The 25,495-nt window shown below is 69.6% G+C and carries 25 protein-coding genes and 1 tRNA gene; 16 read left to right on the top strand and 10 right to left on the bottom strand.

What is annotated here, in order from left to right; translation table 11 throughout:
* Nucleotides 1-20 precede the first annotated feature (20 nt).
* On the top strand, nucleotides 21-410 hold the full coding sequence (locus RWH44_RS06140) for an ester cyclase (protein WP_316003879.1): 390 nt from the start codon (nucleotides 21-23) through the stop codon (nucleotides 408-410).
* Between the two features lie 21 nt (nucleotides 411-431).
* On the opposite strand, the gene RWH44_RS06135 is transcribed toward RWH44_RS06140, so the two are convergent.
* Nucleotides 432-1,145: a TetR family transcriptional regulator gene (locus tag RWH44_RS06135; protein WP_298876635.1), complete on the bottom strand. Its 714-nt coding sequence runs from the start codon at nucleotides 1,143-1,145 to the stop codon at nucleotides 432-434.
* A 292-nt stretch (nucleotides 1,146-1,437) separates the two neighbouring features.
* Between RWH44_RS06135 and RWH44_RS06130 the strand changes: the two genes are divergently transcribed.
* Both RWH44_RS06130 and RWH44_RS06125 read left to right on the top strand, forming a co-directional pair.
* Nucleotides 1,438-1,719 carry a hypothetical protein gene (locus tag RWH44_RS06130; protein WP_298876634.1) on the top strand — a complete coding sequence of 94 codons (282 nt, stop codon included), beginning with the start codon at nucleotides 1,438-1,440 and terminating at the stop codon, nucleotides 1,717-1,719.
* A complete protein-coding gene (locus RWH44_RS06125) occupies nucleotides 1,716-2,153 on the top strand; it encodes a BLUF domain-containing protein (protein WP_316003878.1) in 438 nt (145 codons plus the stop codon). Before RWH44_RS06130 ends, RWH44_RS06125 begins: the two co-directional genes overlap by 4 nt.
* 105 nt (nucleotides 2,154-2,258) lie before the next feature.
* Here the strand turns inward: RWH44_RS06125 and RWH44_RS06120 are convergent, their stop codons facing one another.
* Both RWH44_RS06120 and RWH44_RS06115 read right to left on the bottom strand, forming a co-directional pair.
* On the bottom strand, nucleotides 2,259-2,963 hold the full coding sequence (locus RWH44_RS06120) for an SGNH/GDSL hydrolase family protein (RefSeq protein ID WP_316003877.1): 705 nt from the start codon (nucleotides 2,961-2,963) through the stop codon (nucleotides 2,259-2,261).
* A 38-nt stretch (nucleotides 2,964-3,001) separates the two neighbouring features.
* Nucleotides 3,002-3,571: a YdeI/OmpD-associated family protein gene (locus RWH44_RS06115; protein ID WP_316003876.1), complete on the bottom strand. Its 570-nt coding sequence runs from the start codon at nucleotides 3,569-3,571 to the stop codon at nucleotides 3,002-3,004.
* Nucleotides 3,572-3,724: 153 nt separating this feature from the next.
* Between RWH44_RS06115 and RWH44_RS06110 the strand changes: the two genes are divergently transcribed.
* The 3 genes from RWH44_RS06110 (at nucleotide 3,725) to RWH44_RS06100 (ending at nucleotide 5,679) form a co-directional block, all read left to right on the top strand.
* Nucleotides 3,725-4,057: a hypothetical protein gene (locus RWH44_RS06110; protein ID WP_298876622.1), complete on the top strand. Its 333-nt coding sequence runs from the start codon at nucleotides 3,725-3,727 to the stop codon at nucleotides 4,055-4,057.
* A 237-nt stretch (nucleotides 4,058-4,294) separates the two neighbouring features.
* Entirely contained in the window at nucleotides 4,295-5,056 is a 762-nt protein-coding gene (locus RWH44_RS06105; RefSeq protein ID WP_316003875.1) for an SDR family NAD(P)-dependent oxidoreductase, read from the top strand.
* Nucleotides 5,057-5,142: 86 nt separating this feature from the next.
* Nucleotides 5,143-5,679 carry a cysteine hydrolase family protein gene (locus tag RWH44_RS06100; RefSeq protein ID WP_316003874.1) on the top strand — a complete coding sequence of 179 codons (537 nt, stop codon included), beginning with the start codon at nucleotides 5,143-5,145 and terminating at the stop codon, nucleotides 5,677-5,679.
* 19 nt (nucleotides 5,680-5,698) lie between these two features.
* On the opposite strand, the gene RWH44_RS06095 is transcribed toward RWH44_RS06100, so the two are convergent.
* A complete protein-coding gene (locus tag RWH44_RS06095; RefSeq protein ID WP_316003873.1) occupies nucleotides 5,699-6,442 on the bottom strand; it encodes a hypothetical protein in 744 nt (247 codons plus the stop codon).
* A 285-nt stretch (nucleotides 6,443-6,727) separates the two neighbouring features.
* A tRNA-Gly gene (locus tag RWH44_RS06090) sits at nucleotides 6,728-6,798 on the bottom strand.
* A 200-nt stretch (nucleotides 6,799-6,998) separates the two neighbouring features.
* Here RWH44_RS06090 and dcd point away from each other — a divergent pair.
* Nucleotides 6,999-7,604, top strand: a complete 606-nt coding sequence (gene dcd / locus RWH44_RS06085; protein WP_316003872.1) for a dCTP deaminase — start codon at nucleotides 6,999-7,001, stop codon at nucleotides 7,602-7,604.
* 166 nt (nucleotides 7,605-7,770) lie between these two features.
* Here the strand turns inward: dcd and RWH44_RS06080 are convergent, their stop codons facing one another.
* Nucleotides 7,771-8,664 (bottom strand): MarR family winged helix-turn-helix transcriptional regulator, encoded by an 894-nt coding sequence (locus RWH44_RS06080; RefSeq protein ID WP_316003871.1) that lies wholly within the window; start codon nucleotides 8,662-8,664, stop codon nucleotides 7,771-7,773.
* A 107-nt stretch (nucleotides 8,665-8,771) separates the two neighbouring features.
* On the opposite strand from RWH44_RS06080, the gene RWH44_RS06075 reads away from it, so the two are divergent.
* The gene (locus RWH44_RS06075; protein ID WP_316003870.1) at nucleotides 8,772-9,287 is read left to right on the top strand and encodes a MarR family winged helix-turn-helix transcriptional regulator; all 516 of its coding nucleotides are present in this window, start codon (nucleotides 8,772-8,774) and stop codon (nucleotides 9,285-9,287) included.
* Nucleotides 9,288-9,637: 350 nt separating this feature from the next.
* On the opposite strand, the gene RWH44_RS06070 is transcribed toward RWH44_RS06075, so the two are convergent.
* Nucleotides 9,638-11,008 (bottom strand): MFS transporter, encoded by a 1,371-nt coding sequence (locus tag RWH44_RS06070; RefSeq protein WP_316004268.1) that lies wholly within the window; start codon nucleotides 11,006-11,008, stop codon nucleotides 9,638-9,640.
* A gap of 126 nt (nucleotides 11,009-11,134) precedes the next feature.
* Between RWH44_RS06070 and RWH44_RS06065 the strand changes: the two genes are divergently transcribed.
* The 5 genes from RWH44_RS06065 (at nucleotide 11,135) to RWH44_RS06045 (ending at nucleotide 17,441) form a co-directional block, all read left to right on the top strand.
* Complete coding sequence (locus RWH44_RS06065) at nucleotides 11,135-12,889, top strand: DEAD/DEAH box helicase (RefSeq protein WP_316003869.1); 1,755 nt, start codon at nucleotides 11,135-11,137, stop codon at nucleotides 12,887-12,889.
* Between the two features lie 521 nt (nucleotides 12,890-13,410).
* Nucleotides 13,411-15,285 (top strand): molecular chaperone DnaK, encoded by a 1,875-nt coding sequence (gene dnaK / locus RWH44_RS06060; RefSeq protein ID WP_316003868.1) that lies wholly within the window; start codon nucleotides 13,411-13,413, stop codon nucleotides 15,283-15,285.
* Between the two features lie 11 nt (nucleotides 15,286-15,296).
* Nucleotides 15,297-15,911, top strand: coding sequence for a nucleotide exchange factor GrpE (locus RWH44_RS06055; RefSeq protein WP_298876596.1), 615 nt, complete (start codon nucleotides 15,297-15,299; stop codon nucleotides 15,909-15,911).
* 11 nt (nucleotides 15,912-15,922) lie between these two features.
* The gene (locus RWH44_RS06050) at nucleotides 15,923-16,912 is read left to right on the top strand and encodes a DnaJ C-terminal domain-containing protein (RefSeq protein WP_316003867.1); all 990 of its coding nucleotides are present in this window, start codon (nucleotides 15,923-15,925) and stop codon (nucleotides 16,910-16,912) included.
* A 91-nt stretch (nucleotides 16,913-17,003) separates the two neighbouring features.
* Entirely contained in the window at nucleotides 17,004-17,441 is a 438-nt protein-coding gene (locus tag RWH44_RS06045) for a heat shock protein transcriptional repressor HspR (RefSeq protein ID WP_298876592.1), read from the top strand.
* Nucleotides 17,442-17,447: 6 nt separating this feature from the next.
* Here the strand turns inward: RWH44_RS06045 and RWH44_RS06040 are convergent, their stop codons facing one another.
* A complete protein-coding gene (locus RWH44_RS06040; protein WP_316003866.1) occupies nucleotides 17,448-18,041 on the bottom strand; it encodes a hypothetical protein in 594 nt (197 codons plus the stop codon).
* Between the two features lie 161 nt (nucleotides 18,042-18,202).
* On the opposite strand from RWH44_RS06040, the gene RWH44_RS06035 reads away from it, so the two are divergent.
* Together RWH44_RS06035 and RWH44_RS06030 are read left to right on the top strand one after the other, a co-directional pair.
* Nucleotides 18,203-19,930 (top strand): ABC transporter ATP-binding protein, encoded by a 1,728-nt coding sequence (locus tag RWH44_RS06035; RefSeq protein WP_316004267.1) that lies wholly within the window; start codon nucleotides 18,203-18,205, stop codon nucleotides 19,928-19,930.
* Entirely contained in the window at nucleotides 19,927-22,071 is a 2,145-nt protein-coding gene (locus RWH44_RS06030; protein ID WP_316003865.1) for an ABC transporter ATP-binding protein, read from the top strand. The genes RWH44_RS06035 and RWH44_RS06030 overlap by 4 nt, the downstream gene beginning before the upstream one ends.
* A gap of 125 nt (nucleotides 22,072-22,196) precedes the next feature.
* Here RWH44_RS06030 and RWH44_RS06025 read toward each other — a convergent pair whose 3' ends face one another.
* Nucleotides 22,197-22,781 carry a hypothetical protein gene (locus tag RWH44_RS06025; protein WP_316003864.1) on the bottom strand — a complete coding sequence of 195 codons (585 nt, stop codon included), beginning with the start codon at nucleotides 22,779-22,781 and terminating at the stop codon, nucleotides 22,197-22,199.
* The gene (locus tag RWH44_RS06020; protein WP_316003863.1) at nucleotides 22,781-23,941 is read right to left on the bottom strand and encodes an AAA family ATPase; all 1,161 of its coding nucleotides are present in this window, start codon (nucleotides 23,939-23,941) and stop codon (nucleotides 22,781-22,783) included. Before RWH44_RS06020 ends, RWH44_RS06025 begins: the two co-directional genes overlap by 1 nt.
* Nucleotides 23,942-24,252: 311 nt before the next feature.
* Between RWH44_RS06020 and RWH44_RS06015 the strand changes: the two genes are divergently transcribed.
* On the top strand, nucleotides 24,253-25,494 hold the full coding sequence (locus RWH44_RS06015) for a glycosyltransferase (RefSeq protein ID WP_437127268.1): 1,242 nt from the start codon (nucleotides 24,253-24,255) through the stop codon (nucleotides 25,492-25,494).
* Nucleotide 25,495: the final 1 nt, after the last annotated feature.

Genomic DNA, 25,495 nt, shown 5'->3' with positions numbered 1-25,495 from the left:
GCGCTGGCGATAATGGACCGATGGAGCCGTGGGAGATGCGGGAGTGGTTCGCCGACTTCCTCGAGGCGCTGAACCGGCACGACGTCGAGCGGGTCCGTGAGTTCCTGCACCCGTCGGTACGTCGCGCGCACCTGCCCGCGGGCGCCGACGCCTGGATCGCCGACTACGCGAACCTGCTGCACGGCTTCCCCGACTGGCAGTGGAAGCGCATCCAGCTCCTCGTCGAAGACGACCGCCTTGCCGTGCACCTGCGGGGCGGGGGCGGTCACACCGGCCCGTACGCCTTCGTCGCTCCGACGCGCACGCGCGTGAGCATCGCGTCCTTCGCGATGTACCGGGTCGAGTGCGGGCTCATCGTCGAGGCCACCGGCACCGACGACGCCGCGCAGATCCGCTCCGCGATCGCCTGAGCGCGGCCCCCGGGGTGCCGCTTACTGCGACAGCTCGCGGTCGAGGCGGTCGAGGAGCGATTCGAGCGAGACCTCGAACTCCTCCTCGGCGTGATCCTCGCTGAGCAGCGCCCGCAGGTGGCGCACGGTGGGGGCGTCGTCGAGCGACGCGGTGCCGTCGTCCGCGGGGATGTCGGCGTCGCCCTCGTCGAGCGGCTCCTCCACGGGTCCGGTCTGTGCGCCGCGGACTGCGGACTCGAGCAGCAGCTGTCCGAGCAGGAAGCTGCTGAAGGCACGGTAGGCGCTCGCGGCCTGAGCGTCGCTGAAGCCCTGCTCGAGGAGCGTCGACAGGAAGATCTCCACGACCTCGACGCTGCGCAGCGGCGGCCGCAGCCACGGAGCGGCCGGGTGCCGCGTCGCGACGAGCGGGAAGGCCCGAGGGTGCTCCACGGCGATGCGCCGCACCTCGTGGGCGGTGATCTGCAGGAAGCTCTGCCACTGCTGCGTCGACGCGTCCTGGAGGGCGGCCAGCAGGTCATGCATCAGCAGCCGGACGATCGCCTCGAGCAGGTCTTCCTTGCCGTTGACGTAGCGGTAGAGCGACATCGCCTCGACGTCGAGCTCCTGCGCCAGGGTGCGCATCGACAAGCCCGACGCGCCCCGGCTGTCGATCTGCGCGAGGGCGGTGCTGACGATGAGGTCGCGACTCAGTCTGCGCGCGCTCGAACGCGGCGCATTCTGCGTTTCCTGGGACATCGCATCCACCTCCGGGGGCTTCAGTCTGACACCCCATGACGGCCTCGACGGCCTCGCGCGCGGCGGTGGCTGACGGATGCCGTCGGCTTACGGTGTAAGAATTTTCCCCCGATCGGCGGCGTTTTCTCCGTCCAGCCAGGCCCGGAGTGGTGATCGCCGTCGGCGGAAGAGGGCCCGGTCTCGGCCGCGGGGAGGCGCGATCCGCATTCTGTCAAGGGCGGATGCGTGTCGGAGGCCCCCGGTACGGTCTCTCGTGCCCGGCGCTTCATCCCGGGCGGAAGGAGCGGTGAGCATGGTGTCTCCCGACCGCCCCGGCGCCGGCGTCATCTGGGCCCGTGTCGAAGAGGGGTTCCACGTCGGCAGCCGCAAGGGCATGTTCCTCGGCTACATCGACCGACAGGCCGACGGGGGCTACCTCGCGTTCGACGGCTCGTCGCGGGTCGTCGGCAGTTTCCGCACCCTCACCGCCGCGATGGCGGCCGTCACGAACGGCCAGCCGCCGCACGACGAGGTCATCACCCTCGAGCAGGTGCGCGTGCCGGCGCCGCGCGCCATCGGGGAGGGCAGCGCATGAGCGCTCCGCTGACCGCCGTGTCGTACGTCAGTCGCGCCGTCGAGACCTTCGACGACGAGCGTCTCGCCGAGCTCCTCGCGCAGAGTCGACGTTCCAACCACGAGCACGGCCTCTCCGGCATGCTGCTGTACCGCCGCGGTCGGTTCTTCCAGGTGCTCGAGGGGCCCGAGGATGCCGTGGACGAGCTCATGGCGAAGATCCGCCGCGATCCACGCCACACCGACGTCCGCGTGCTGCTGACCGAGCAGCTCGATCAGCGGCGTTTCGACGAGTGGACGATGGGCTACGAACCGATCATCGCGCCCGCGACACCGGCGCCCGAGGGGTTCCGCGACACCTTCGACGACCTCGAGTCCGACGACGACGAGGCGAGCATCCGCGCAGTCCGCGAGCTGACCGTGTGGTTCCGCGCCCGCACGGCCGCCCCCGCCTGAAGCCTCGGCGAGGGGGAGGGCGTTCCGCGAGTTCCGGTGCGCCGACGACCTCCCGGGGTGCATTCCGGCGTTCGGGGCGGGGATCCCGCGCCCCGACCTCGAGGGTCAGAGCGGCGGATCGAGGGCGCGGAGCGCGGCATCCATCCGCTCCGCCATGACGGCGTAGCCGATGTCGTTCGGGTGCAGCCCGTCGCCCGCCATCCAGCTCACCTGCGCCGTCGCGTAGTGCCCGTCGAGCCAGTGGCTGGCGCCGCTGATGTGGTCGGCACCGATGCGGTCCGCGGCGTCTTCGACCCACCCGGCGATGATGTCGACCGAGGCGGGCCTGTCGTCGGTGTACCAGAACGGTTCGACGACGACGATGCGCGCGTCGGGCAGCCCCTCGCGCAGGCGCGTGAGATCGCTGTCGATCGTCGCGTGGATGTCGTCGGCGCGGGTGTCGTAGCTGAAGTTGTCGTTGAGGCCCATCGTCACGAACACGATGTCGGGGTGGTCGGCGATCACGAGGGCGGGGATGTCGTCGAGTCCGTCGCGCATCGAGGCGCGACGGTTCACGAAGCCGAGGCCGTTCTCGCTGCGGTTGATCTCCTGCCACCCGCGCTCGGCTGAGACGATCGTCGACCACCGGTTCTCCGGCGAGCTCGCACCGGTGCCGCGCGTGTAGGAGTCGCCGTAGAACGACACCACCGGTCCATCGGCCGGAACGGCGGTGGATGGCGCGGTCGGGGCCGGGCCCGGATCCGCGCAGGCGGCGAGGCCGAGAGCGAGGGATGCCGCGACCACCACACCGAGGGACCGTCGCGCGCGCATGAGGTCATTGTCTCCCGGCCTCGGCGGGCCAGGGCGGTTCAGGTCGTCCGCTCGGCCCCCAGGGCCGCGACATGACGAGCGATCCGCGCCGCGCGCCCGGCGTCGGTGGCGGCCGTGACGATCGGATGCAGCACGGAGTAGCGCTCCGCCTGGGTCAGGGCGGCGAACCGGCGTGCGGCCGTCGGCGCGGCATCCAGGGCCGCCTGCAGGTCGCCGGGCACCTCGATGGTCGCCGATCCGGCGTAGGCGCGTTCCCAGCGTCCGTCCGCCTTTGCGCGAGCGATCTCGTCGGCGCCGCGGGGACGCATGCGCCCCTCCTCGATCAGGCGCGCGACGATGTCGACGTTGCGCGCCGACCACATGGACCGCGCGCGGCGGGGGGTGAAGTGCTGGCGGAAGGTCGCGGCATCGCGAGATTGCTTACGCCCGTCGATCCACCCGCTGCACAGCGCCTCGTCGAGGGCCTGGGCATAGGTGAGAGTCGTGGGCGAGGTCGTGCCCTTTTTCGCGAGCACGAGCCACACCCCGTCGCTCTCGCTCTCGTGGGCGTCGAGCCAGTCGCGCCAGGCGGTGACGTCGTCGACGGTCAGCTCGGGTGCGTCGGCCATGGGTCGGCTCCTTCCGCGATGCTTCGGACACTAGCGCGGGCCTCCGACACGGCGCCCTATCGGATACCGCAGCCCGAGGGCAACCTGCCCCCGGGCGGTCGAGGCGCCCCCCACGATGAGGACATGCGATGTGTGACCTACGCCGGTGAGACCGTGACCACGACAGATGACGTGGCGGAGGCGCTCGTGCAGCTCACCGCGTCGATCGCCGCCGACGGACAGGCGGAGGCGGTCAGCATCCCGATCGTGACCGAGGCGGGCGACACCGAAGAGGCCGAGCTCGTCATCGGCGTCGGCAACGACGTCCTGAGCGCCCCCGCCGACGACTTCGCCGGCGAGGAGCCCGACTTCTCCTGGGCCGCCGAGGAGCTGCGTCAGCACAAGCGCTTCCCGAAGGCCCCGGCCGTCGCGCACGAGCAGACCATCGACACCGACAACCCCGACGCGTTCTGGGATCCCGACCTCGACGGTTTCACCCGCGCCTGACCAGCCCACCCGCCGCACCGCGGGCGGTTGCTCGTCGTCCTCCGGCGGCGCCGGGGCCCCCGCACCCCCGGGGGGAGCTCGTCAACCCCACCTCCGCCCCCCACGACCGACGTAGCGTGGGCCCTCCACACCGGATGCGACCGGTCATCGTCCCGGTGTGCGAGCCCCGGACCGTCCGGGCGGCACCGCCGTTTCGCGCGTGGCGCCCGGACACCCGGCATCCCGCAGGATGGATGCATGCAGCACTCCCTCGTCACCGGCGCGTCGCGCGGAATCGGCCGGGCCATCGCCGTGGCCCTGAGCGCGAGGGGCGATCGCGTCGCCGTGCACTACGGCTCCGATCGGGATGCCGCGGAGCACACGCTCACCCTCCTGCACGGTGACGGGCACCTCGTCGTCGGCGGCGATCTCTCCGACCCCGCGGTCGCTCAGCGCACCGTCGACGACGTTCTCGCCGCGTTCGGACGTATCGATGTGCTCGTCAACAACGCGGCGATCGCGCCGAGTCCCGAGACCTCGCACCCGATCGACACCGTCGACTACGCCGACTGGAACCGCACGTGGGAGCGCATGCTCGACATCGACGTGCGCGCGCCCGCCAACACGACCTTCCTCGTCGCCCGATCGATGATCGATCGAGGCCTGCCCGGCGCGATCGTGAACGTCGGCTCGCGCGGAGCCTTCCGCGGCGAGCCCGAGTTCCCCGCCTACGGCGCCGCGAAGGCGGGCCTTCACGCGATGGGCCAGTCGCTCGCGGTCGCCCTCGCCCCGCACGGCATCGCCGTGACCAGCGTCGCCCCCGGGTTCGTGGGCACCGACCGGCAGCAGCAGAAGCTCGACGGGCCCGCCGGAGACGGCATCCGGGACCAGAGTCCGTTCGGCCGCGTCGCGACCCCGGAAGAGGTGGCGGATGCCGTGGTCTACCTCAGCTCGCCGGGTTCGCAGTGGGCGTCGGGAGCCATCCTCGACCTGAACGGGGCGTCGCACCTGCGCAGCTGAGCCGCCCGGCGACGCGGCGCGGTGCGTCGCGTGCGGGGATCGGGCAACCCCTCGCCGCCGGGGCCCGCGCGGGTCAGACTCGAGGCATGCACCCCGTTCTCGTGATCATCGACATCCAGCGCGACTACTTCCCCGGCGGCCGTCATCCCCTGGTCGACCCGGATGCCGCGGCCGACGCCGCCGCACGCGTTCTCGCGCGTCAGCGGGGCCTGTCCGCTCCCGTCATCCACGTGCGACACGAGAGCCCGGCCGGCGGGGGTTTCCTCGAGATCGGCACGGACGGGGCGGAGATCGACCCGCGCGTCGCACCAGCCTCAGACGAGACGGTGATCGTCAAGCACGCACCGAACTCCTTCATCGGCACCGACCTGAACGAGCGTCTGCGCGCGTTGGGCGCGAGCGAGCTGCTCGTGGTCGGCATGATGACGAGCATGTGCGTGGATGCCACCGTCCGCGCCGCCGTCGATCTCGGCTACGCCGTGACGGTCGTCGGCGACGCCTGCGCCGCTCCCGGTCTCGCTTACGGCGGGGTCGAGGTGCCCGGCGAGGCGGTGCACGCGGCCTTCCTCGCGGCACTCGGGGGCGCGGGGGCGCGGGTGGTGACGAGCGCGGAGCTGGGCTGACGCGGTCCCCGCGCGACCGTCAGGTCCGGTCGCGCAGCGCGTAGAGGCTGATGCTCTCGGACAGCTGATCCACCTCGAACCGGCTGAGGAGGAGATTGTTCATCTTCGCCGTGGACGGTTCGCCGATGACGACCCAGGTGTCCGGGTCGACCTGGGCGGTGACATCGGTGGAACCGCATTGGGCGTCGGCGCCGTCGGCAACGCTCGAGAACACGACCACGATGCACACCTCGCCGGGCACGTCGGGCTGGCGCCCGACGTAGACGAGACCGTTCTCCGTGCTGGCGACGAAACGCACGGACGCGGGGTCGAGGATTCCCGCCATCTCGGGGAACGGCAGCCTGTCCTCGGCGGTCGCGGCGTAGGTCAGTTCCGGGATGTCGCCGCCGGCGCGCGGCGGGCTGAAGGTCGCGCCGACGACCACGCCGGCGACGAGGCCGGCGACTGCGGCGAGGAGCGGGATGAGGGCTTCGCGGCGTTTCACCTCGACGGCGAAGCGACGACAGGGCGACGAGATCGGCCCGGACGTGTCGCCGGGCTGCGCCTCGGCTCGGCGGTCCGGCGCCGGGCCGCCGGCCTCCTCGGGCGTTCCCGCGGTCCCGTCCCACACCGCGGGGTCGGCCTCGGGCTCCGCCGGAGCCATCCGCGCCCGCTCATCCAGCTCGTGCAGGCGGGTCACGAGGGCCTGGTCCACGGTCGCGCCCCTGGCGTACACGCGCGCGTAGAGTCGCGCCCGTTCCTCCTGCTCGGCGTCGCTCAACATGCTCCCACCCTGCCCCATGGGCCGTGGACCGGTTCGCGCGAGGAAGATCGTCGCTTATGTGGCGCCGCCTCCGGTGGCAGAGGCCCGGCCGGGGATGCGGTTCGCGACGACACGGATGCCCTCCCGGTACCGCCCATGAGGGCAGGGGAGGGGCTGACCGGAATCGTCCCCACGCGCCGCTGCACAGCGCGCGGAGCCTCCGGCGGCGTGAGCCACCCGAGGGTTCGCATCATGGCAACACGAATGCCCTCCCGCGCGGCCGGTGGCCGCCCGTGAGGGCATCGGAGGGGCTGACGGGAATCGAACCCGCGCTGTCTGCTTGGGAAGCAGAAGTTCTGCCATTGAACTACAGCCCCGTGCGCCTCGCGGCGACCCGGCCAGCATAACAGCGTCCGCCCGGCATCCGTCCGCCGTCGAGGGCCTCCGCGCGTCCGAGGTGTCGCCGCGATGACCGTCGCGTGCCCAGATGACCCGCCCGAGACGGTCGAGTCGCGTCTTCTCGGTCGTCGCGTGTCATCTCGGCGGGCGTCGGGAGCGGCGCCTCTAGGCTGAACCCGTGCTGCTCTCCGATCGCGACATCCGGGCCCACCTCGACGACGGCCGTCTCGGCCTCGATCCCTACGATCCCGCCATGGTGCAGCCGTCCAGTGTCGACGTGCGTCTCGATCGGTACTTCCGGCTGTTCGACAACCACAAGTACCCCTTCATCGATCCCGCCGAGGACCAGCCCGAGCTCACGCGTCTCATCGAGGTCGAGCCCGACGAGCCGTTCATTCTTCACCCGGGCGAATTCGCCCTCGGGTCGACCTTCGAGCGCGTCACCCTCCCCGACGACGTCGCCGCGCGCCTCGAGGGCAAGTCCTCGCTCGGACGCCTGGGTTTGCTCACGCACTCCACGGCCGGCTTCATCGACCCCGGCTTCTCGGGGCACGTCACCCTCGAGCTGTCGAACGTCGCGACGTTGCCGATCAAGCTGTGGCCGGGTATGAAGATCGGCCAGGTCTGCTACTTCCGCCTGACCTCGCCCGCCGAGAACCCCTACGGCTCCGGCCCCTACGGCAACCGCTACCAGGGTCAGCGGGGCCCGACGGCTTCGCGCTCGGCGCTCAACTTCCACCGCACCGACGTCGGCACGACCGATGCGGGGTCGGCCGGCCGCTGACGCCCCCGCGGACCCGCCCGCGAACGAGGACAGCCCCGTCGAGTCGACCTCGACGGGGCTGTCCGTTCATGCGCTCGGGAGCGGCGCGGGTCCACCGATAAACGCGATTCCTGCCGAGAAACACGGTGCGCGTGTGATTCTCGCCACGGAGAGCGTTTATCGATGATCACGCGGATGCCGGCGCGTCACCGGATGCCGAGGCCTCGCGGCCGCGGCTGAAACCGGCGTCGAATCCACGCTCGTAGGCGCGCTGCGACGATCGGCGGTCGTCGTGACGGTGACCGCGGTGGTGACCGCGCCCGTGTCCGGAGTCGCCACGGCGCGGATCGCACCCGCGGCCGTGGCCGGCGCGGTGGTGCTCTGCGCTGTCGTGGGCACCGGGGCGCCCGTGATCCGCCTCGCCGTAGCCCTCCTCGCCGTGCGCGAAGCTCCGCTCGCCGTGCGCGGAGTCGTGCGCGAAGCCGTGCCCGCCGTGCTCGTAGCTGCGCCCGCCGTCCGCGAAGCCGCGCTCGCCGCCGTGCCCGCGGGGCCCGAAGGCGTGCGCGTCCGGACCGAAGCGGGGGCCGAAGCCGCGCGTCCCCGGTCCGAAGCCGCGCCCGAAGGGTCCGAAGCCGCGACCGGCGCCGGACGCGGGCCCGAAGCCGCGACGGTTCTCGCCGTCGCTGTCGCCCCCGTCGAGGCCCAGGGCGGTCGACACCGCGTCGAGGGCGGTCGTCAGGCGCACGAGCTCCTCGGCCGGAACCTCGGAGAGCAGCGCCGTGCGGGTGGCATCCACGCGATCGAGGACCGCGCGGCCCTCGTCGGTGAGCGCCCAGCCCGCGTCTCCGCGGGCGATCCAGCCCTGTTCCACGAGGGCGTCGAGGCGCTTCCCGCCGCGTGCGAGGCGCGCGGTGATCCACGGTGCGTCGACGCGACCGTCGACGGCGCTGAGCAGGAGCACGGTCTTGGGAGGGATGCCGCTGTCGCGCAGCTGCGCGAAGAGGCGGTGGTGCAGCGCATGACCGACCGTCGTGAGGCGGTGGGCGAAGCTGCGGGGGTCGAGAGGTGTGGAGGTGGTCATGAGAAGTCCTTTCGTCGGCGGAGGTTCCGCCATTACATGTCATGTGACAACGGATGTACTGTGACATGTATTCCCGATGCTTGTCAAGAGACATGTAAAGTCGGGGCATGGCCTTCGACCCCGCCGACGAGATCGCTGCGGCCCTGGCTCGCCTGCGCGGTCGGCGCCCCCGTCCGCCGTTTCCCCCCGACGCGCACCACCACCCGCACGGAGCCCACGGAGGACATGGCGGCCCGTGGGGCCGCGGCGCGCCGCCGTGGGCCGATCCGGCGCGCGGACGCTTCGGGGGTCCCGCGCGCCTGCGCCTGCTCGACGCGCTGATCGCGGCATCCGGCCCGCTGTCGGTGAGCGAGATCGCCGAGGCGATCGGCGTGGATCAGCCGCGTGCGTCGCGCCTCGTGCAGCAGGCCGAGCAGATGGGATTGGTCGCGCGCGAGCCCGACCCCGACGACGCGCGCCGCACGCGCGTGCGACTCACTCCCGAGGGGGAGGGGCTCGTCTCCGGCTTCCGCGGTCGGCGGCGGGATGCCGTGCGCTCCGCCCTCGAGGGATTCACCGACGCCGAGCGCGCCGAGTTCGCCCGTCTGCTGGCGAAGTTCGCCGACGCCTGGCCGCGCGACTGATCGCCGGCGCCGACGCTGCCGCGTAGCGCGGTCGCTCGTGCACAACTCCGGAGATTCGTTTCGCGTGGGTCTGCACACCCGCGGGATTCCGCGGCTGCGGCTCGTGCCGCCGTCGGATTTTCCTGAGTTGTGCGCGTCGGAGGTGCGGGAGGGGCCGCGGCCGACGGCTCGGGATCTCGCCGCATCCGTGCATCGGGCGGCGTGGTCGCTCGTGCACAACTCCGGAGATTCGGACTGCGCCGGGGCGGCATCCGCGTGGTTCCGGGGTCGCCACTGGTCGGTCCGACGAATCTTCAGGAGTTGTGCACGCCGACGATGCGGCCAGGGCCCAGCGGGCGGGTGGCGCGGGCTCAGGCGATGGCGGCCGCCTTCGTCTTCACCGGCAGCATCAGCAGCAGGCCGGCCCCGAGGATCAGCACGATGCCGAGGATGCCCAGGCGCGTGTCGCCCGTGATCCCGACGAACAGCGCGAACAGGCCCGGGGCCAGGAACGACACCGCGCGACCGGTGGTGGCGTACAGCCCGAAGATCTCGCCCTCGCGTCCCTCGGGCGCCACGCGCGCGAGGAACGACCGGCTCGCCGACTGCACCGGCCCCACGAACGCGCACAGGCCCAGGCCCACGATCCAGAAGCCCGCCTGCGACGTGCCGATGAAGAGCATCGTCGTGCCGAGCACGATCAGGCAGATCAGGGAGGCCAGGATCACGCGCTTCGGGCCGAACCGGTCGTCGAAGCGCCCGGCGACGAACGTGCTGATGCCCGCGACGACGTTCGCCGCGACGGCGAAGTAGAGCACTTCGGTCGAGCTGAACCCGAACACCTGGGCCGCGATGATCGCCCCGAACGTGAACACCCCCGTGAGACCGTCGCGGAAGACGGCGCTCGCGACGAGGAACAGCAGCACCTGTCGACTGTCGCGCCAGAGCGAGCGCAGCGTGCCCCACAGCACGACGTACGAGCGGAAGAAGCCGACCCGCACTTGCCGCCTCTGCGCCGGGATCTCGGGCACGCGCACCAGGACCGGGATCGCGAACACCGCGTACCAGAGAGCGGATGCCAGGATCGCGATCCGGATGTTCAGACCGCCCTCCTTGCTCACGGCGAGCAGGCCCCCGGCATCCGGGTTCGAGAAGCTCTGGATGAAGAGCACGAGCAGGAGCAGCAGCAGCACGATGCCGCCGACGTAGCCCATGCCCCAGCCGAAGCCCGAGACGCGGCCGATGTTCTCGCGGGTGGAGACCTGCGTGAGCATCGCGTAGTAGTTGACGCTCGCGAACTCGAAGAACACGTTGCCCACGGCCAGGAGCGTCGCGCCGAGGATCAGGTACGCCGGGGTCCCCTCGACGAAGAACATCGCCGCCATGGCGAGCACGACGACCCCCGTGTTGATGCCGAGCCAGAGCTTCCGCCGGCCGGTGCCGTCGGAGCGCTGACCGAGCACGGGGGCCACGAGGGCCACGACGACGCCCGCGATCATGAGGGCGACCCCGACGAGGCTCGCGTTGTCGGCGAGGGCGCGCACGAGCGCCGGGTCTTTGTCGTCGCCCCCGGCGGCCGCGACCACGGCCGGATCGACGAAGAGCGAACTGGCGAGATACGTGCTGAACACGAACGTCGTGACGACGGCGTTGAACGCCGCCGAACCCCAGTCCCACAGGGCCCACGCCAGTACGGGACGTCGGCCGACGGCGGGAGCGGGAGCGGTGCCGGGCGCGGACATGTCGGTCACGGTAGGGCCCTTCGGTGAACGCCGGGTGCCCCGGCGCGACGCGGCGCCGGCATCGGCGCGCGGGTTCAGGCTAGACCCGAGCCCGCGATCGGGCGCGCAGGAGACTACCGTGGAGTCATGGCATCCGAAACCCCCGTCGACTCCGCTGAGGCTGAGACCACCCCCGAGAAGCTCACCTTCGCCGACCTGGGACTGGATGCCGCTGTGCTCAAGGCCCTCAAGGACGTCGGCTACGAGACCCCCTCCGCCATCCAGGCGGCCACCATCCCCGTGCTGCTGCAGGGCCGCGACGTCGTGGGCCTGGCCCAGACCGGAACCGGCAAGACCGCGGCGTTCGCGCTGCCGGTGCTGTCGCAGATGGAGACCGGCCACAAGAACCCGCAGGCACTCGTGCTCGCTCCCACCCGCGAGCTCGCGCTGCAGGTGTGCGAGGCGTTCGAGAAGTACGCCGCCCACATCAAGGGCGTCTCGGTGCTGCCCGTGTACGGCGGGCAGGGCTACGGCCAGCAGCTGTCGGCCCTCCGCCGCGGCGTCGACGTGATCGTCGGCACCCCCGGCCGCATCATGGACCACCTCGACAAGGGCACCCTCGACCTGAGCGAGCTGAAGTTCCTCGTGCTCGACGAGGCCGACGAGATGCTCAAGATGGGCTTCGCGGAAGACGTCGAGACGATCCTCGCCGACACGCCGTCGACGAAGCAGGTCGCGCTGTTCTCGGCGACCATGCCGGCGCAGATCCGCCGCATCTCGGCGCAGTACCTCAACGACCCCGAAGAGATCACGGTCAAGACCAAGACCACGACCTCGGCGAACATCACCCAGCGCTATCTGATCGTGTCGTACCAGCAGAAGATCGACGCCCTCACGCGCATCCTCGAGGTCGAGAACTTCGAGGGCATGATCGTCTTCACCCGCACGAAGAACGAGACCGAGACCGTCGCCGAGAAGCTGCGCGCCCGCGGCTACACCGCGGCGGCGATCAACGGCGACATCGCCCAGGTGCAGCGCGAGCGCACGGTCAACCAGCTGAAGTCGGGCAAGCTCGACATCCTCGTGGCGACCGACGTCGCCGCGCGCGGCCTCGACGTCGAGCGCATCAGCCACGTCGTCAACTACGACCTGCCGATCGACACCGAGTCGTACGTGCACCGCATCGGCCGCACCGGCCGCGCCGGCCGCACGGGAGACGCGATCAGCTTCGTCACCCCGCGCGAGCGCCGCATGCTCACCGCGATCGAGAAGGCCACGCGCCAGCCGCTGACCGAGATGTCGCTGCCGAGCGTCGACGACGTCAACGCCACGCGTCTGACCCGCTTCGACGACGCGATCACCGCGGCCCTCGAGGACACCGCCGCGATCGCGACCTTCCGCGACGTCGTGGCCCACTACGTCGAGCACCACGACGTGCCCGAGGCCGACGTCGCCGCGGCCCTCGCCGTGGTCGCCCAGGGCGACACCCCGCTGCTGCTCGAGGAGGAGACCCTTCGCCAGCAGCGCTTCGACAACGACCGTCCGTCGCGCGACGGCGGATCCCGAGACGCCGGTTCGCGCGACGGTGGTCCGCGCCGCGACAGCTCCGGGCGCTTCGCGACGTATCGCATCGCCGTCGGTCGTCGTCAGCGCGTCGAACCCCGCCAGATCGTCGGCGCCCTGGCGAACGAGGGCGGTCTGCGTCGCAATGACTTCGGTGCGATCCAGATCCGTCAGGACTTCTCGCTCGTCGAGCTCCCCGCCGACCTCTCGCGCGACACGATCGACCGCCTCGCCGACACGCGCATCTCGGGGCAGCTCATCGACCTGCGCCTCGACCAGGGCGGACGCTCCGCCAAGCGCAGCGACCGGCCCCAGCGCCGCGACCGCGACCGCGACTGAGCGCCGCCCGGCCGCCGCGCCGGGTTCACGGCATCCTTTCGACGCCCCCCGTGCCCCGTTGAGGGTGCGGGGGCGTCGTCGTTTCCAGCGGGGCGGGGGACGAAGCGGGCGGGCGGGGTTTGGGGCGTGTTCCTGCGTTTGGGGCGCTGATCTTCCGCCCCGAGCGGCGGGCTGCGCCCCAAACCGTCTGGGTCGGTGTGGCGGGCAGTCCTGGCCGGACGGGGGCGGGGTGTCGTCGTTGGGGGCAGGCGGGCGGGGTTTGGGGCGTGTTCCTGCGTTTGGGGCGCTGATCTTCCGCCCCGGACGTCGAGGTGCGCCCCAAACGCCGGGGCGTGGCCCGGGGTTCGGCCTGCGGACGGCGGGAATCCCGGCATCCGGAAGTTGAGCCAATTCATATCAAGTCGCCTTGACCTCCCGACGGGGGTTCGATAACCTTGAGTCATCGCGGCTCAACCCGCGCAGAGACTTTCACCAGAACCCCGAGCGCGGCAAGGGCCGTGCTCACAAGCAAGGAGACACATATGCCCCGTGCAGTGGGAATCGACCTCGGTACGACCAACTCCGTCGTGAGCGTGCTCGAGGGTGGCGAGCCCAAGGTCATCGCCAACGCCGAGGGTTTCCGCACGACCCCCTCGGTCGTCGCGTACACCAAGGACGGCGAGGTGCTCGTCGGCGAGACGGCCAAGCGCCAGGCCGTCACCAACGTCGACCGCACCATCTCGAGCGTCAAGCGCCACATGGGCACGACCTGGTCGTTCGACGTCGACGGCAAGAAGTGGACGCCGCAGGAGATCTCGGCCCGCATCCTCCAGAAGCTCAAGCGCGACGCCGAGGAGTACCTGGGCGACAGCGTGACGGATGCCGTCATCACGGTGCCCGCGTACTTCAACGACGCCGAGCGTCAGGCCACCAAGGAGGCCGGTGAGATCGCGGGCCTCAACGTGCTCCGCATCATCAACGAGCCCACCGCCGCGGCCCTCGCGTACGGCCTCGACAAGGGCAAGGAAGACGAGCTCATCCTCGTCTTCGACCTCGGTGGTGGAACGTTCGACGTGTCGCTGCTCGAGGTGGGCAAGGATGACGACTTCTCGACCATCCAGGTGCGCGCCACCTCCGGTGACAACCGTCTCGGTGGAGACGACTGGGACCAGCGCGTCGTCGACTACCTCATCAAGCAGTTCAAGGACACCACCGGCGTCGACGTCTCGGGCGACAAGATCGCCCTCCAGCGTCTGAAGGAAGCCGCCGAGCAGGCCAAGAAGGAGCTGTCGAGCTCGACCTCGACCTCCATCAACCTGCCCTACCTGTCGCTCACCGACTCGGGCCCCGTCTCGCTCAGCGAGACCCTGACGCGCGCCAAGTTCGAGGACCTCACCAAGGACCTCCTCGACCGCACCCGCAAGCCCTTCTCCGACGTCATCCGCGAGGCCGGCGTCAAGGTCGACGACATCGCCCACGTGGTGCTCGTCGGCGGCTCGACCCGCATGCCCGCGGTCGCCGAGCTCGTCAAGAAGGAGACGGGCAAGGACGCCAACAAGGGCGTGAACCCCGACGAAGTCGTGGCCGTGGGCGCAGCCCTCCAGGCCGGTGTCCTCAAGGGCGAGCGCAAGGACGTCCTTCTCATCGACGTCACCCCCCTGAGCCTCGGCATCGAGACCAAGGGCGGCATCATGACCAAGCTCATCGAGCGCAACACGGCCATCCCGACCAAGCGCAGCGAGACCTTCACCACCGCCGACGACAACCAGCCGTCGGTCGCGATCCAGGTCTTCCAGGGCGAGCGCGAGTTCACCCGCGACAACAAGCCGCTCGGCACCTTCGAGCTCACGGGCATCGCTCCGGCTCCCCGCGGCATCCCGCAGGTCGAGGTCACCTTCGACATCGACGCCAACGGCATCGTGCACGTGTCCGCGAAGGACAAGGGCACCGGCAAGGAGCAGTCGATGACCATCACGGGCGGCTCGTCGCTGCCCAAGGAGGACATCGAGCGCATGGTGCGCGAGGCCGAGGAGAACGCGGCGGAGGACAAGAAGCGTCGCGAGTCCGCCGAGACCCGCAATCAGGCCGAGACGCTGTCGTACTCGATCGAGAAGCTGATCAAGGAGAACGAGGACAAGCTCCCCGCCGAGGTCAAGACCGAGGTCCAGGGCGACGTCGACGCGCTCAAGACGGCTCTCGCCGGTGACGACGACGACGCGGTCAAGACCGCGTTCGACAAGCTGAACACCAGCCAGGGCAAGCTCGGCGAGGCCATCTACGCCTCGTCGCAGGCCGCCGGTGAGCCCGCCGACCCCAACGTAGGTCAGCCGGGCAACGGTGAGACGCCGAACCCCGAGGAAGACGTCATCGACGCCGAGGTCGTCGACGACGAGCCGACCGACGAGAACAAGAAGTAAGCGACAGACACATGGCACACAAGGACGACGAACAGCCCACGGGCTCGGGCGCCGGTCCTGACGAGACGGGGCCGGAGGAGAACACCTCCGGCCCCGCGCCGTCGGGCGAGCGGGCCGAGACGGCCGACGCGGATGCCGAGGGCCTGACCATCGACGACATCCTCGGCGCCGAGCAGACCCCCGAGGCCGCGGCCGAGGGGGCGGGCTCCGACAAGGAGGCCTCCCTGCTGATCGACCTCAAGCGCCTGCAGGCGGAGTACGCCAACTACCGCAGGCGCACCGAGGAGCAGCGCGAGCGCGAGATCGAGCGGGCCAAGGGCGAGGCCGTGAAGGGCCTGCTGCCCGTCATGGACGACCTCGACCGCGCGGCCAAGCACGGCGACCTCGTCGAGGGCAGCCCCCTCGCCGCGATCGGCGACAAGGTGCGCGCCGTGGCCGAGCGCCTCGGCGTGGTGTCGTACGGCGCCGTCGGCGACGTGTTCGACCCGCAGCAGCACGAGGCGATCTTCCAGGCCCCGACTCCGGGCGTGACCGAGACGACGATCCTCGAGGTCGTCGAGGTCGGCTACCGCCTCGGCTCGGTCGAACTGCGACCGGCCAAGGTCGTCGTCGCCGTACCGGCCTAGGAGGAGGACGCATGGCGAGTCAGGACTGGTTCGACAAGGACTTCTACAAGGTCCTCGGTGTCGACAAGAGCGTCAGCGCTGCCGATCTGAAGAAGACGTACCGCAAGCTCGCGCGCCAGTACCACCCCGACTCGAACCCGGGAGACGCGAAAGCGGAGGCGAAGTTCAAGGAGATCAGCGAGGCCTACTCGGTGCTCAACGATCCGGAGCAGCGCGAGGAGTACGACCAGATCCGGGCCATGGGCTCGGGGGCGCGCTTCTCGGCTCCGGGGGCGAGCGGCGGCGGCGGCTTCGACGACGTCTTCAGCCGCTTCGGTCAGGGGCGCGGTGGCGCGCAGGCTCCGGGCGGCTTCGACGACTTCTTCTCGATGTTCGACCAGCAGGGCGGTGGGGGCTTCGGCTCCGGTCGCTTCGGTCAGACGACGGGCGGATTCCGCGGCTTCGGAGGTCCCCAGCGGGGAGCCGACGTCACGGCGCGCACGACGATCGACTTCGTCACCGCGGCCAAGGGCGAGACCATCACCCTCCAGGGCGAGGACAACGTCCCGTTCAAGGTGAAGATCCCGGCCGGCGTCTCCGACGGTCAGAAGATCCGCCTGCGCGGTCGCGGCCGGCCCTCGCCCGACGGCGGCGAGAAGGGCGACATCGTGGTGACCGTGGCCGTGCGTCCGCACCCCGTCTTCTCGCGCGACGGCCTCAACCTGCGGGTGACGGTCCCCGTCACCTTCACCGAGGCGGCGCTCGGTGCGACCATCGAGGTGCCGACCCTGGGCGGCGATCCGGTACGGCTGCGCGTCGCTCCGGGCACGCCGTCGGGTCGCGTTCTGCGCGTCAAGGGGCGCGGGATCGCGACGACCAAGGGCACCGGCGACCTCCTCGCCGAGGTGCAGGTCGCCGTCCCCACGCACCTGGACGACGCCGCGCGCGAAGCCCTCGAGCGGTTCCAGGCGCTCGAACCGAAAGAGAACCCCCGCGCCGACCTCATGGCCAAGGCGCGGTAAACATACGCGCGTCGCCGCGGTTCTCGGCATCCGATGAGACAGGATGCCGAGAACCCGGTGTCGCAACCGCCACGACGGAAGAAGGTGAGACGTGGCCGAGAGAGAGATCGACGAAGACGCCCCGATCTTCGCCATCGCCGCCGCGGCGGAACTGTCGAACATGCACCCGCAGACTCTGCGCCAGTACGACCGCCTCGGCCTCGTCGTGCCCGCGCGCACGCAGGGCGGGTCGCGGCGGTACTCCAGCCGTCACGTGCAGCAGCTGCGCGAGGTGGCCCGGCTCTCGGGCGAGGGCATGAGTCTTCCCGCCATCGCCCGTCTGCTCGCGCTCGAGGAGCGCGTGCACGAGCTCGCCCGTCGCGTGAACGATCTCGAGCGACAGCTCAACGCCGAGCGGCAGTCGCGTCCCGGTGCACGCGTCTTCGCGGCCGGCGCGACGGGTTCGGTCGTGACGCTTCGCCACGGTGCGCGCGTGCGACGCGCGACCGACGTGGTGCTCTGGCGCCCGCACGGTCTCCACGACGACTGAGACGCGTCAGGCGGGATCCAGGCGCAGCACGTTCCGGGACTCGCCCACCTGCAGGTCGTCGACGACGCGGATCGTGCGCGCGACGGCATCCACCTGGTCGATGATCGTGCCGAAGCGCTGCCGGTCCGAGCAGACAGCGGTGACCGTCACGAAGTGCGAGCCGGTGTCCCACGTGTAGGTGGCGAACGGCGGTGTCTTCGGATCGCTCGGCAAGGGCATCGCCAGCTTCTCGCCGACGCCGAGGTGAGGGTTGCGGAACGACTCCGTGTCGTCGTACTCCATGGGCATCATGGCGCGCGCGGTGCGCAGCTGCGGCGTTGCCTCGTGCAGCTGCGCCATCACGACCAGCAGCTCGGGATCGCTCTTCCAGACCCACACGAGCACGCGCCCGGCGGCGCGGCGCATGAGCAGCGGGGCCGCCTGGCTGAGGATCCACGCGAACGCGCCGCCGCCCGCGCGCGGTGTGGCGCCGGTGGCCTGGTTCGCCTGGCTCAGCAGCATGCCGATCGCCGCCTTGCGGTGGCGGCGGCCACGGAATCCGAGGGAGCCGGTCACCGGCACCCAGAGGTCGGCGGGGGCGTCGGCCTGCAGTCGGGACATGCCCCACAGCCTACGAGTCGCGTCCTGGGAGACGGATGCCGAGGGCCGACGTTCGCGAGCAGAGAACGCTCCCACGCGCGAAAGTGTCGCCGATGTCGGAGGTCAGTGACAGGCTGATATCCGCGGTCATCGCGACCGCCCTCACACACCCGGAGGGTCCCGTGCTCGGCAAACTCCTCATGCGCTACCTGTCGCGGTATCGCTGGCTCCTGGCCGCCATCCTGGTCTTCCAGGCCGCGTCCGCCCTGGCCACGCTCTACCTGCCGCGTTTGAACGCCGACATCATCAACCTCGGCGTCGCGCAGGGCGACACGGGATTCATCTGGTCGCGCGGCGCCCTCATGCTCGTCATCTCGCTCGGCCAGATCGTGGCATCCGTCATCGCCACCTACTTCGCCGCGCGCGCCGCCATGGCCGCCGGCCGCGACATCCGGCGCGATGTGTTCGAGCGCGTGAGCGGATTCTCCGAGCGCGAGCTGTCGCAGTTCGGCGCGGGCTCCTTGATCACCCGCAACACCAACGACGTGCAGCAGGTGCAGATGCTGGCGATGATGGGCGCCACCATGCTCGTCAGCGCCCCGCTCCTCGCGGTCGGCGGCGTCATCATGGCGCTGCAGCAAGACGTCGGTCTCAGCTGGCTGATCGCCGTCGCGGTGCCCGTCCTGCTCGTCGCGGCGGGGCTGATCATCGCGCGCATGGTGCCTCTGTTCCGCAGCTACCAGTCCAAGCTCGACGGCGTGAACCGGGTCATGCGCGAGCAGTTGACCGGGGTGCGCGTCGTGCGGGCCTTCGTGCGCGAGCGCATCGAAGAAGAGCGTTTCCGCCGGGCGAACACCGACATCCTCGTGGTGGGCCGCAAGGTGGGCTCCCTCTTCGTGCTGCTGTTCCCGCTGGCGATGCTCGTGCTCAACGTCACCGTCGTCGGGGTGATCTGGTTCGGCGGCATCCAGGTCGACGCCGGCGGGGTCGAGATCGGTACCCTCTTCGCCTTCATCCAGTACGTCGCGCAGATCCTCGGCGGCGTGCTCATGGCCAGCTTCATGACCGTGATGATCCCGCGCGCCGCCGTGTCGGCCGAGCGCATCGGCGAGGTGCTCGACAGCACGTCGACGCTGCACCGTCCCGACCATCCCGTGCGCTCGTTCCCCGAGGCCGGCGCTGTCGAGTTCGACGACGTGTCGTTCGCGTACCCGGGCGCGGAAGCGCCGGTGGTGGCGGGCGTCACCTTCCGCGCCGCCCCGGGCGAGACCGTCGCCATCGTCGGATCGACGGGGGCGGGGAAGACCACTCTCGTCTCCCTCATCCCGCGCCTCTTCGACGTCACGGGCGGCGCGGTGCGCGTCGGCGGGGTCGACGTGCGCGAGGCCGACCTCGACGAGCTGTGGAAGGGCATCGGTCTCGTTCCGCAGCGCCCCTTCCTCTTCAGCGGCACCGTGGCATCCAATCTGCGGTTCGGACGCGAAGACGCCACCGACGACGAGTTGTGGCACGCCCTCGAGATCGCGCAGGGACGCGACTTCGTCGAGGCCATGGACGGCAAGCTCGAGGGGCGCATCGCTCAGGGCGGCACCAATGTCTCGGGCGGTCAGCGGCAGCGCCTCGCGATCGCGCGGGCGATCGTGCACCGGCCCCGCGTGCTGGTCTTCGACGACTCGTTCTCCGCGCTCGACCTCACCACCGACGCGCGTCTGCGGGCGGCGCTCTGGGCGGAGCTGCCCGAGGTGACGAAGATCGTGGTCGCGCAGCGCGTGTCGACCATCACCGGGGCCGACCGCATCGTGGTCCTCGAAGACGGACGCATGGCCGGACTCGGAACGCATGACGAGCTGTTGCGCACGAGTCCCACGTATCGAGAGATCGTCGAATCGCAGCTGGGGGTGGAAGCATGAGCGCGCCCGACGCCCTCACCGACGAAGATCGCGCCGAGCTCGAGCTCGCCGAGCAGGCGCGACAGAACTCGGGAGACTGGAACAGCGTCGCCCCCGGCAAGGCCGCTGCCTTCGGCCCCAGCTTCCGACGCCTGATCGGGCTGCTTCGTCCCTACGCGTGGGCGTTCGCCCTCGTCTCCGCCCTCGGCGCCCTCGGAGTGGTGCTGGCGGTGCTCGCTCCGCGCGTCCTGGGGGATGCGACCAACATCATCTTCGAGGGCGTGGTGTCGCGCGGGTTGGGCGAGGCCTTCCCCGCGGGCACCTCGAAGGAGGTCGTCGTCGAGGCGCTGCGCGCATCGGGTCAGACCGACATCGCCAACATCGTCTCCGCGATGAACAGCTTCCAGGTCGGCGCGGGCGTCGATTTCGACGCTCTGCGCGTCGTGATCGTCACGGTGCTCGCTATCTACGTCGGCTCGTCGCTGCTGTCGTGGATCCAGGGCTACGTCATCAACATCATCATGGTGCGCACGATGTGGCGCCTGCGTGAAGACGTCGAGGCCAAGATCAACCGGCTGCCTCTTTCGTACTTCGACAAGGTGCAGCGCGGCGAGCTGATCTCGCGCGTGACGAACGACATCGACAACATCACGCAGACCATGCAGCAGTCGCTCTCGAGCGCGTTGACCTCGGTGCTGACCGTCGTCGGCGTGCTCATCATGATGTTCACGATCTCGTGGCAGCTCGCGCTCGTCGCCCTGGTCTCGCTGCCGCTCATGGCGGTCATCTTCGGCGTCATCGGCCCGAAGTCGCAGAAGGCGTTCGGCGAGCAGTGGAAGAAGGTCGGCCGCCTCAACGCCCGCGTCGAGGAGTCGTTCTCCGGTCATGCGCTGGTCAAGGTCTACGGGCGCGAGAAGGACGCCCGCGAGAAGTTCGAGATCGAGAACGAGGAGCTCTACCAGGCCAGCTTCCGAGCGCAGTTCCTGTCCGGCATGATCATGCCCGGCATGATGTTCGTCGGGAACCTCACCTACGTCGGCATCGCCGTGCTCGGCGGGCTCATGGTCGCGGCCGGGCAGATCCGCCTCGGCGATGTGCAGGCCTTCATCCAGTACTCGCAGCAGTTCACGCAGCCGCTGTCGCAGCTGGGCGGAATGGCGGCCGTCGTGCAGTCCGGGACCGCCTCGGCGGAACGCGTCTTCGCCCTCCTCGACGCCGACGAGCAGGAGGCCGACGCCGTCGACGCGCCGGCCGCTCCCGAGGGGCGAGGCGTCATCGAGTTCCAGAACGTCCGCTTCTCGTACACGCCCGAGCGGCCCCTCATCACCGACCTGTCGTTCCGTGTCGAGCCCGGGCAGACCGTCGCCATCGTCGGGCCCACCGGAGCGGGCAAGACCACCCTGGTCAACCTCATCATGCGCTTCTACGAGCTCGACGGAGGGCGCATCCTGCTCGACGGTCAGGACATCGCCGAGCTGCGTCGCGACGACGTCCGCTCACGCACCGGCATGGTGCTGCAGGACCCGTGGTTGTTCGCGGGGTCCATCCGCGACAACATCCGCTACGGCCGCGAGAGCGCGACCGACGACGAGATCGTCGAGGCGGCGGTGGCCACGCGCGTCGACCAGTTCGTGCACTCCCTGCCCGAGGGGTACGACACCGTCCTCGATGAGGATGCCGCCAACGTCTCGGCGGGCGAGAAACAGCTGATCACGATCGCCCGGGCATTCGTCGCCCGCCCGTCGGTGCTCATCCTCGACGAGGCGACCTCCTCCGTCGACACGCGCACCGAGCTGCTGCTGCAGCAGGCGATGGCGGCGCTGCGCGAGGGCCGCACCTCGTTCGTCATCGCTCACCGTCTCTCCACGATCCGCGACGCCGACCTCATCCTCGTGATGGAGCACGGCGACATCGTCGAGAAGGGCACGCACGACGAACTCATCGCCGCGCAGGGTGCGTACTACCGGCTCTACCGGTCGCAGTTCGAACAGGCCGCGGCCGACCTCGACGCGTCCGAGGCGGCACCGGAGCGGTCCGGTGAGCAGCAGGCGCCGGTCACCGGCGACAGTGAGGTGGTCTCTGCCATGGCGGCCGCGGCATCCGACGTCGTCGTTCCGGCGGGCGTCGACGGGCCTCCGCGGCCGGCGAATGGTTCCCCGTGATCGAGCTACGCCGAGGCGGGCGATGGAACCGAATCACGACGAAATGATGACTGATCGGTTTTCACCCTGGTGTGACTGGAACGGACAACGATTTCATCCTTCCTCGGAGGAAACGATTGTGCAGTCTAGATTGAGGACTCTAAGGCCGCGATTCTCGCAATCGCTCGGCTGAGACTCTCGCTCGACTCTCCTGCTACGGCTGGGCGCCACATCGTGGCGGCGAATTCGTTGATTCTAGATACAAAGAGAGGCCCTGTCTCATCGGAACCAACGACCATATCCCTGCGCACATCACGCGATTTCGAGCTGGTCGCCACGAGGGACAATAGCGTTCTTTTCGCGTGCGGAACGAGTTCCGGATCGGTGGGGATCTTTGCAATCGGCACGGCGAAGTACGATGCAAACATCTCCCGGTCGGCGAGGAGCCAAGCTTCCGTCATGGAATGTGCGATGCGCAACGAGAAGGTTGACCGCCAGTCGATCTCTTCCGCGAGGAGCTTAGACCGCAAGGCAACAGGGCAAGCCGAGTCCGAGTCGCGGAAGACAACCCATGGCTCTCGAGATGAGGCCGCGTTGTACTTCGGGATGAGCGGGTCAAGCCGCGTCTTCCCTCCCGCGACTCGAATCTTGCCCACGACCTGACCCGCTGCGCGCACGACGGCTTTCGCAGCCTCGCGATCAGATTCGCCCTCCACCGCGATGTTGATCACTAGCGTTTCCTCGTCGCGCTTGCCGATACCAACCCGCTCAGATCGGGCGGCGAGATGAGGTCCTGAATAATTTGAGAGAGGGGCAACTCAGCTTCCACTTCCGCGGCAGCGTCGTCAATCCCGGAGAGCGGCTGGGCCACCGTTCCATCACCCGTCACCCGCAGGACGAGGATTTCATCTGGGCGCACGCCTTCATCGTCCAGCAGCTCGGGGGCGTGAGTCGAAAGTATGACTTGGAGCGAGCGATCTCGTTGAGCTGTTGCGAGCACGGTGGGGAGCGTGCGGACTATCGCGGAGTTGAGCGAGAGTTCTGGCTCCTCAAGCAGCAACACCCCGCCATTTGCAGGCGCGCTGATGAGTGTCCACAGGAGGCCGATCAGGCGAAGAGTGCCATCTGAGAATTCGGCTTCGCTCTGTCGGGCAGGAGTCTCGCGCCAGTTTCTGTAGCCAGCGATCAAGTGGGGCCGACCGGCCGAATCTACCTCTAGCTGTAACGATTGAAACTCAGGAACCGCAGACCGCAGAGCTTGCTCCATTCGCCGAAGCCACGCCTCGCGGGTCTTCGGTGAGACGGCGTTCATCTGCGCGATGAAATTGGATCCGTAGGGATCTTCCCCACTGCCGAAGCGGCTGGGGTCCCTGATTATTTGCGGAACGAGGTGGAAGTACTGCACCCTCGAGAAATAGTCCGCAAGAGAGCGAAATCTCTGATTCGCAGAGATCTGCTCGAGGTGTGTCTGAGTCAGAAGCACTGGGTCTGTCTCATCGTTTGCGTCTGGCCGGGTCAGTAGCACCTCGCCGTTCAACTCGACGCGTTCTTCGTCGACAACCGGCCTGTTCAGACCGCCCTTCTCGCCGCGGACTGCTAATCGATAACGCCATTCGTCGTCGCCGTCTTCGAGTCGGAGATCAATGACGAGGCGACCGCGTTGATGGTAGCGGGCGAACAGACTGCGAACCTTACTGAGGCCGCCACGGCGTTTGATTGCAGCGTCGAGACCGCCGCCAGCGGAGGCGATATCGCCGAGGAACCGGAAAAGGTCGAGGAGGTTTGACTTGCCCGCCGCGTTTGGCCCAACGATGAATAACCTCCCACCGATGGGAAAATCTAGCGTCTTGAAATTTCGCCAGTTCGCGGCAGTGACGTGTGTGATTCGCATGGCAACTCCGATCTGCGTCCGACTTCAGCGTAGGGCCCAAGTTTGCTTCGATGAGTGCCGGTCATCCTACGTACGTCTGGTCTCCTTGGTGCGGGTGGGCACCGCGTTCTCAATTCGCGCCGATCACCTTCGCGAGCCGGCCGTCGTTGGAGACGGCGTGAACGCTCGTGCGCATGGCTTAGGCTCGCCCGCCGCCCGCCTGTGAGCGGCGCCCGGGCGGGGAAAACCCTCCCGGGTACAGTGGACGGACGCATGCACCGCACTGCACCGACCCCGCGCACCGCCCGCCGCACAGATAGGCCTCACCACACGTGACCACTCCTGCGACGCCCGCCGACGATCCCGCGCCCGCCGCCGTGTCTCCCGACCCGTCCGCGTCCGCCGACCGCCCGCTGAAGATCCTCATCGGCGCCGACACCTTCCTGCCCCACGTGAACGGCGCCGCCCGCTTCGCCGAACGCCTCGCGGCGGGCCTGGTCGCTCGCGGTCACGACGTCCACGTCGCCGCCCCCAGCGTCGGCCACAGCAACGCGGGCACCGCGATCGAGACGATCGAGGGTCAGCCGATGATGATGCACCGGCTCCCGGCCTACCGCTTCCTCCCGCACGACTGGATCACCTACGTGCTGCCGTGGCGCTCGAAGCACTACGCCCGCATCGTGCTCGACGAGGTCAAGCCCGATGTCGTGCACATCCAGTCGCACATCGTGATCGGCCGCGGTCTCGCCCGCGAGGCGCGCAAGCGCGGCATCCCGGTCGTGGCGACCAACCACGTGATGGCCGAGAACATCCTCGACTTCACCACGCTCCCCGACTGGCTCGACCGCGTCTTCGTCAAGCTCGCGTGGGCCGACGCGGAGCGCACGTTCAAGATGACGCGCGCGGTGACCACGCCCACGCGCAAGGCGGCCGACTTCCTCGAGTCGACGATCGACATCGACGGTGTCATCCCGATCTCGTGCGGGATCGACCGCTCGAACTATCGCCCCGACCTCACCCCGCGCGACGCGAACCGCATCCTGTTCGTCGGCCGGCTGACCACCGAGAAGCACATCGACGTCGTGCTGAAGGCCCTCTCCCAGCTCGACCCCGCGCTCGACGCCACCTTCGACATCGTCGGCGGCGGCGACCAGCGCGCCAAGCTCGAGGCGCTCGCGCAGCAGCTCGGCGTGGCGAAGCGCGTCACGTTCCACGGTCACACGTCCGACGACGAGCTCCGCGATCTGTACTCGCGTGCGAGCGTCTTCGCGATCGCCTCGATCGCCGAGCTCCAGTCGATCGCGACGATGGAGGCCATGGCATCCGGTCTGCCGATCGTGGCGGCGAACGCGGTCGCCCTGCCGCACCTCGTGCACGAGGGCGAGAACGGGTACCTCTTCACCCCCGGCGACGCCGACGAGCTCGCGGCGCGCCTGACCGTCGTGCTCACCGCGTCGCCCGAGGATCGTCGGCGCATGCAGCAGGCATCGCTCGACGCCGTCGCCGTGCACGACATCACCCGCACCCTCGACACCTTCGAAGCGCTGTATCGCGGTCGCCCGCTGCCGGAGTGAC

It is taken from the genome of Microbacterium phycohabitans, assembly GCF_032464935.1.
In the GTDB taxonomy this organism is placed as follows: Bacteria; Actinomycetota; Actinomycetes; order Actinomycetales; family Microbacteriaceae; genus Microbacterium; species Microbacterium phycohabitans.
This window is presented reverse-complemented; position numbering and strand designations above follow the sequence as displayed.

What these genes read in the sequence shown, in the direction of transcription:
- RWH44_RS06130 (WP_298876634.1), top strand. Translation starts at nt 1,438, where the DNA reads ATGGTGTCTCCCGACCGCCCCGGCGCCGGCGTCATCTGGGCCCGTGTC.
- RWH44_RS06105 (WP_316003875.1), top strand. Translation starts at nt 4,295, where the DNA reads ATGCAGCACTCCCTCGTCACCGGCGCGTCGCGCGGAATCGGCCGGGCC.
- RWH44_RS06080 (WP_316003871.1), bottom strand. Translation starts at nt 8,664, where the DNA reads ATGACCACCTCCACACCTCTCGACCCCCGCAGCTTCGCCCACCGCCTC.
- RWH44_RS06020 (WP_316003863.1), bottom strand. Translation starts at nt 23,941, where the DNA reads ATGCGAATCACACACGTCACTGCCGCGAACTGGCGAAATTTCAAGACG.
- RWH44_RS06140 (WP_316003879.1), top strand. Translation starts at nt 21, where the DNA reads ATGGAGCCGTGGGAGATGCGGGAGTGGTTCGCCGACTTCCTCGAGGCG.
- RWH44_RS06120 (WP_316003877.1), bottom strand. Translation starts at nt 2,963, where the DNA reads ATGCGCGCGCGACGGTCCCTCGGTGTGGTGGTCGCGGCATCCCTCGCT.
- RWH44_RS06115 (WP_316003876.1), bottom strand. Translation starts at nt 3,571, where the DNA reads ATGGCCGACGCACCCGAGCTGACCGTCGACGACGTCACCGCCTGGCGC.
- RWH44_RS06095 (WP_316003873.1), bottom strand. Translation starts at nt 6,442, where the DNA reads ATGTTGAGCGACGCCGAGCAGGAGGAACGGGCGCGACTCTACGCGCGC.
- RWH44_RS06075 (WP_316003870.1), top strand. Translation starts at nt 8,772, where the DNA reads ATGGCCTTCGACCCCGCCGACGAGATCGCTGCGGCCCTGGCTCGCCTG.
- RWH44_RS06050 (WP_316003867.1), top strand. Translation starts at nt 15,923, where the DNA reads ATGGCGAGTCAGGACTGGTTCGACAAGGACTTCTACAAGGTCCTCGGT.
- RWH44_RS06040 (WP_316003866.1), bottom strand. Translation starts at nt 18,041, where the DNA reads ATGTCCCGACTGCAGGCCGACGCCCCCGCCGACCTCTGGGTGCCGGTG.
- RWH44_RS06135 (WP_298876635.1), bottom strand. Translation starts at nt 1,145, where the DNA reads ATGTCCCAGGAAACGCAGAATGCGCCGCGTTCGAGCGCGCGCAGACTG.
- RWH44_RS06030 (WP_316003865.1), top strand. Translation starts at nt 19,927, where the DNA reads ATGAGCGCGCCCGACGCCCTCACCGACGAAGATCGCGCCGAGCTCGAG.
- RWH44_RS06070 (WP_316004268.1), bottom strand. Translation starts at nt 11,008, where the DNA reads ATGTCCGCGCCCGGCACCGCTCCCGCTCCCGCCGTCGGCCGACGTCCC.
- RWH44_RS06125 (WP_316003878.1), top strand. Translation starts at nt 1,716, where the DNA reads ATGAGCGCTCCGCTGACCGCCGTGTCGTACGTCAGTCGCGCCGTCGAG.
- dnaK (WP_316003868.1), top strand. Translation starts at nt 13,411, where the DNA reads ATGCCCCGTGCAGTGGGAATCGACCTCGGTACGACCAACTCCGTCGTG.
- RWH44_RS06065 (WP_316003869.1), top strand. Translation starts at nt 11,135, where the DNA reads ATGGCATCCGAAACCCCCGTCGACTCCGCTGAGGCTGAGACCACCCCC.
- RWH44_RS06100 (WP_316003874.1), top strand. Translation starts at nt 5,143, where the DNA reads ATGCACCCCGTTCTCGTGATCATCGACATCCAGCGCGACTACTTCCCC.
- RWH44_RS06055 (WP_298876596.1), top strand. Translation starts at nt 15,297, where the DNA reads ATGGCACACAAGGACGACGAACAGCCCACGGGCTCGGGCGCCGGTCCT.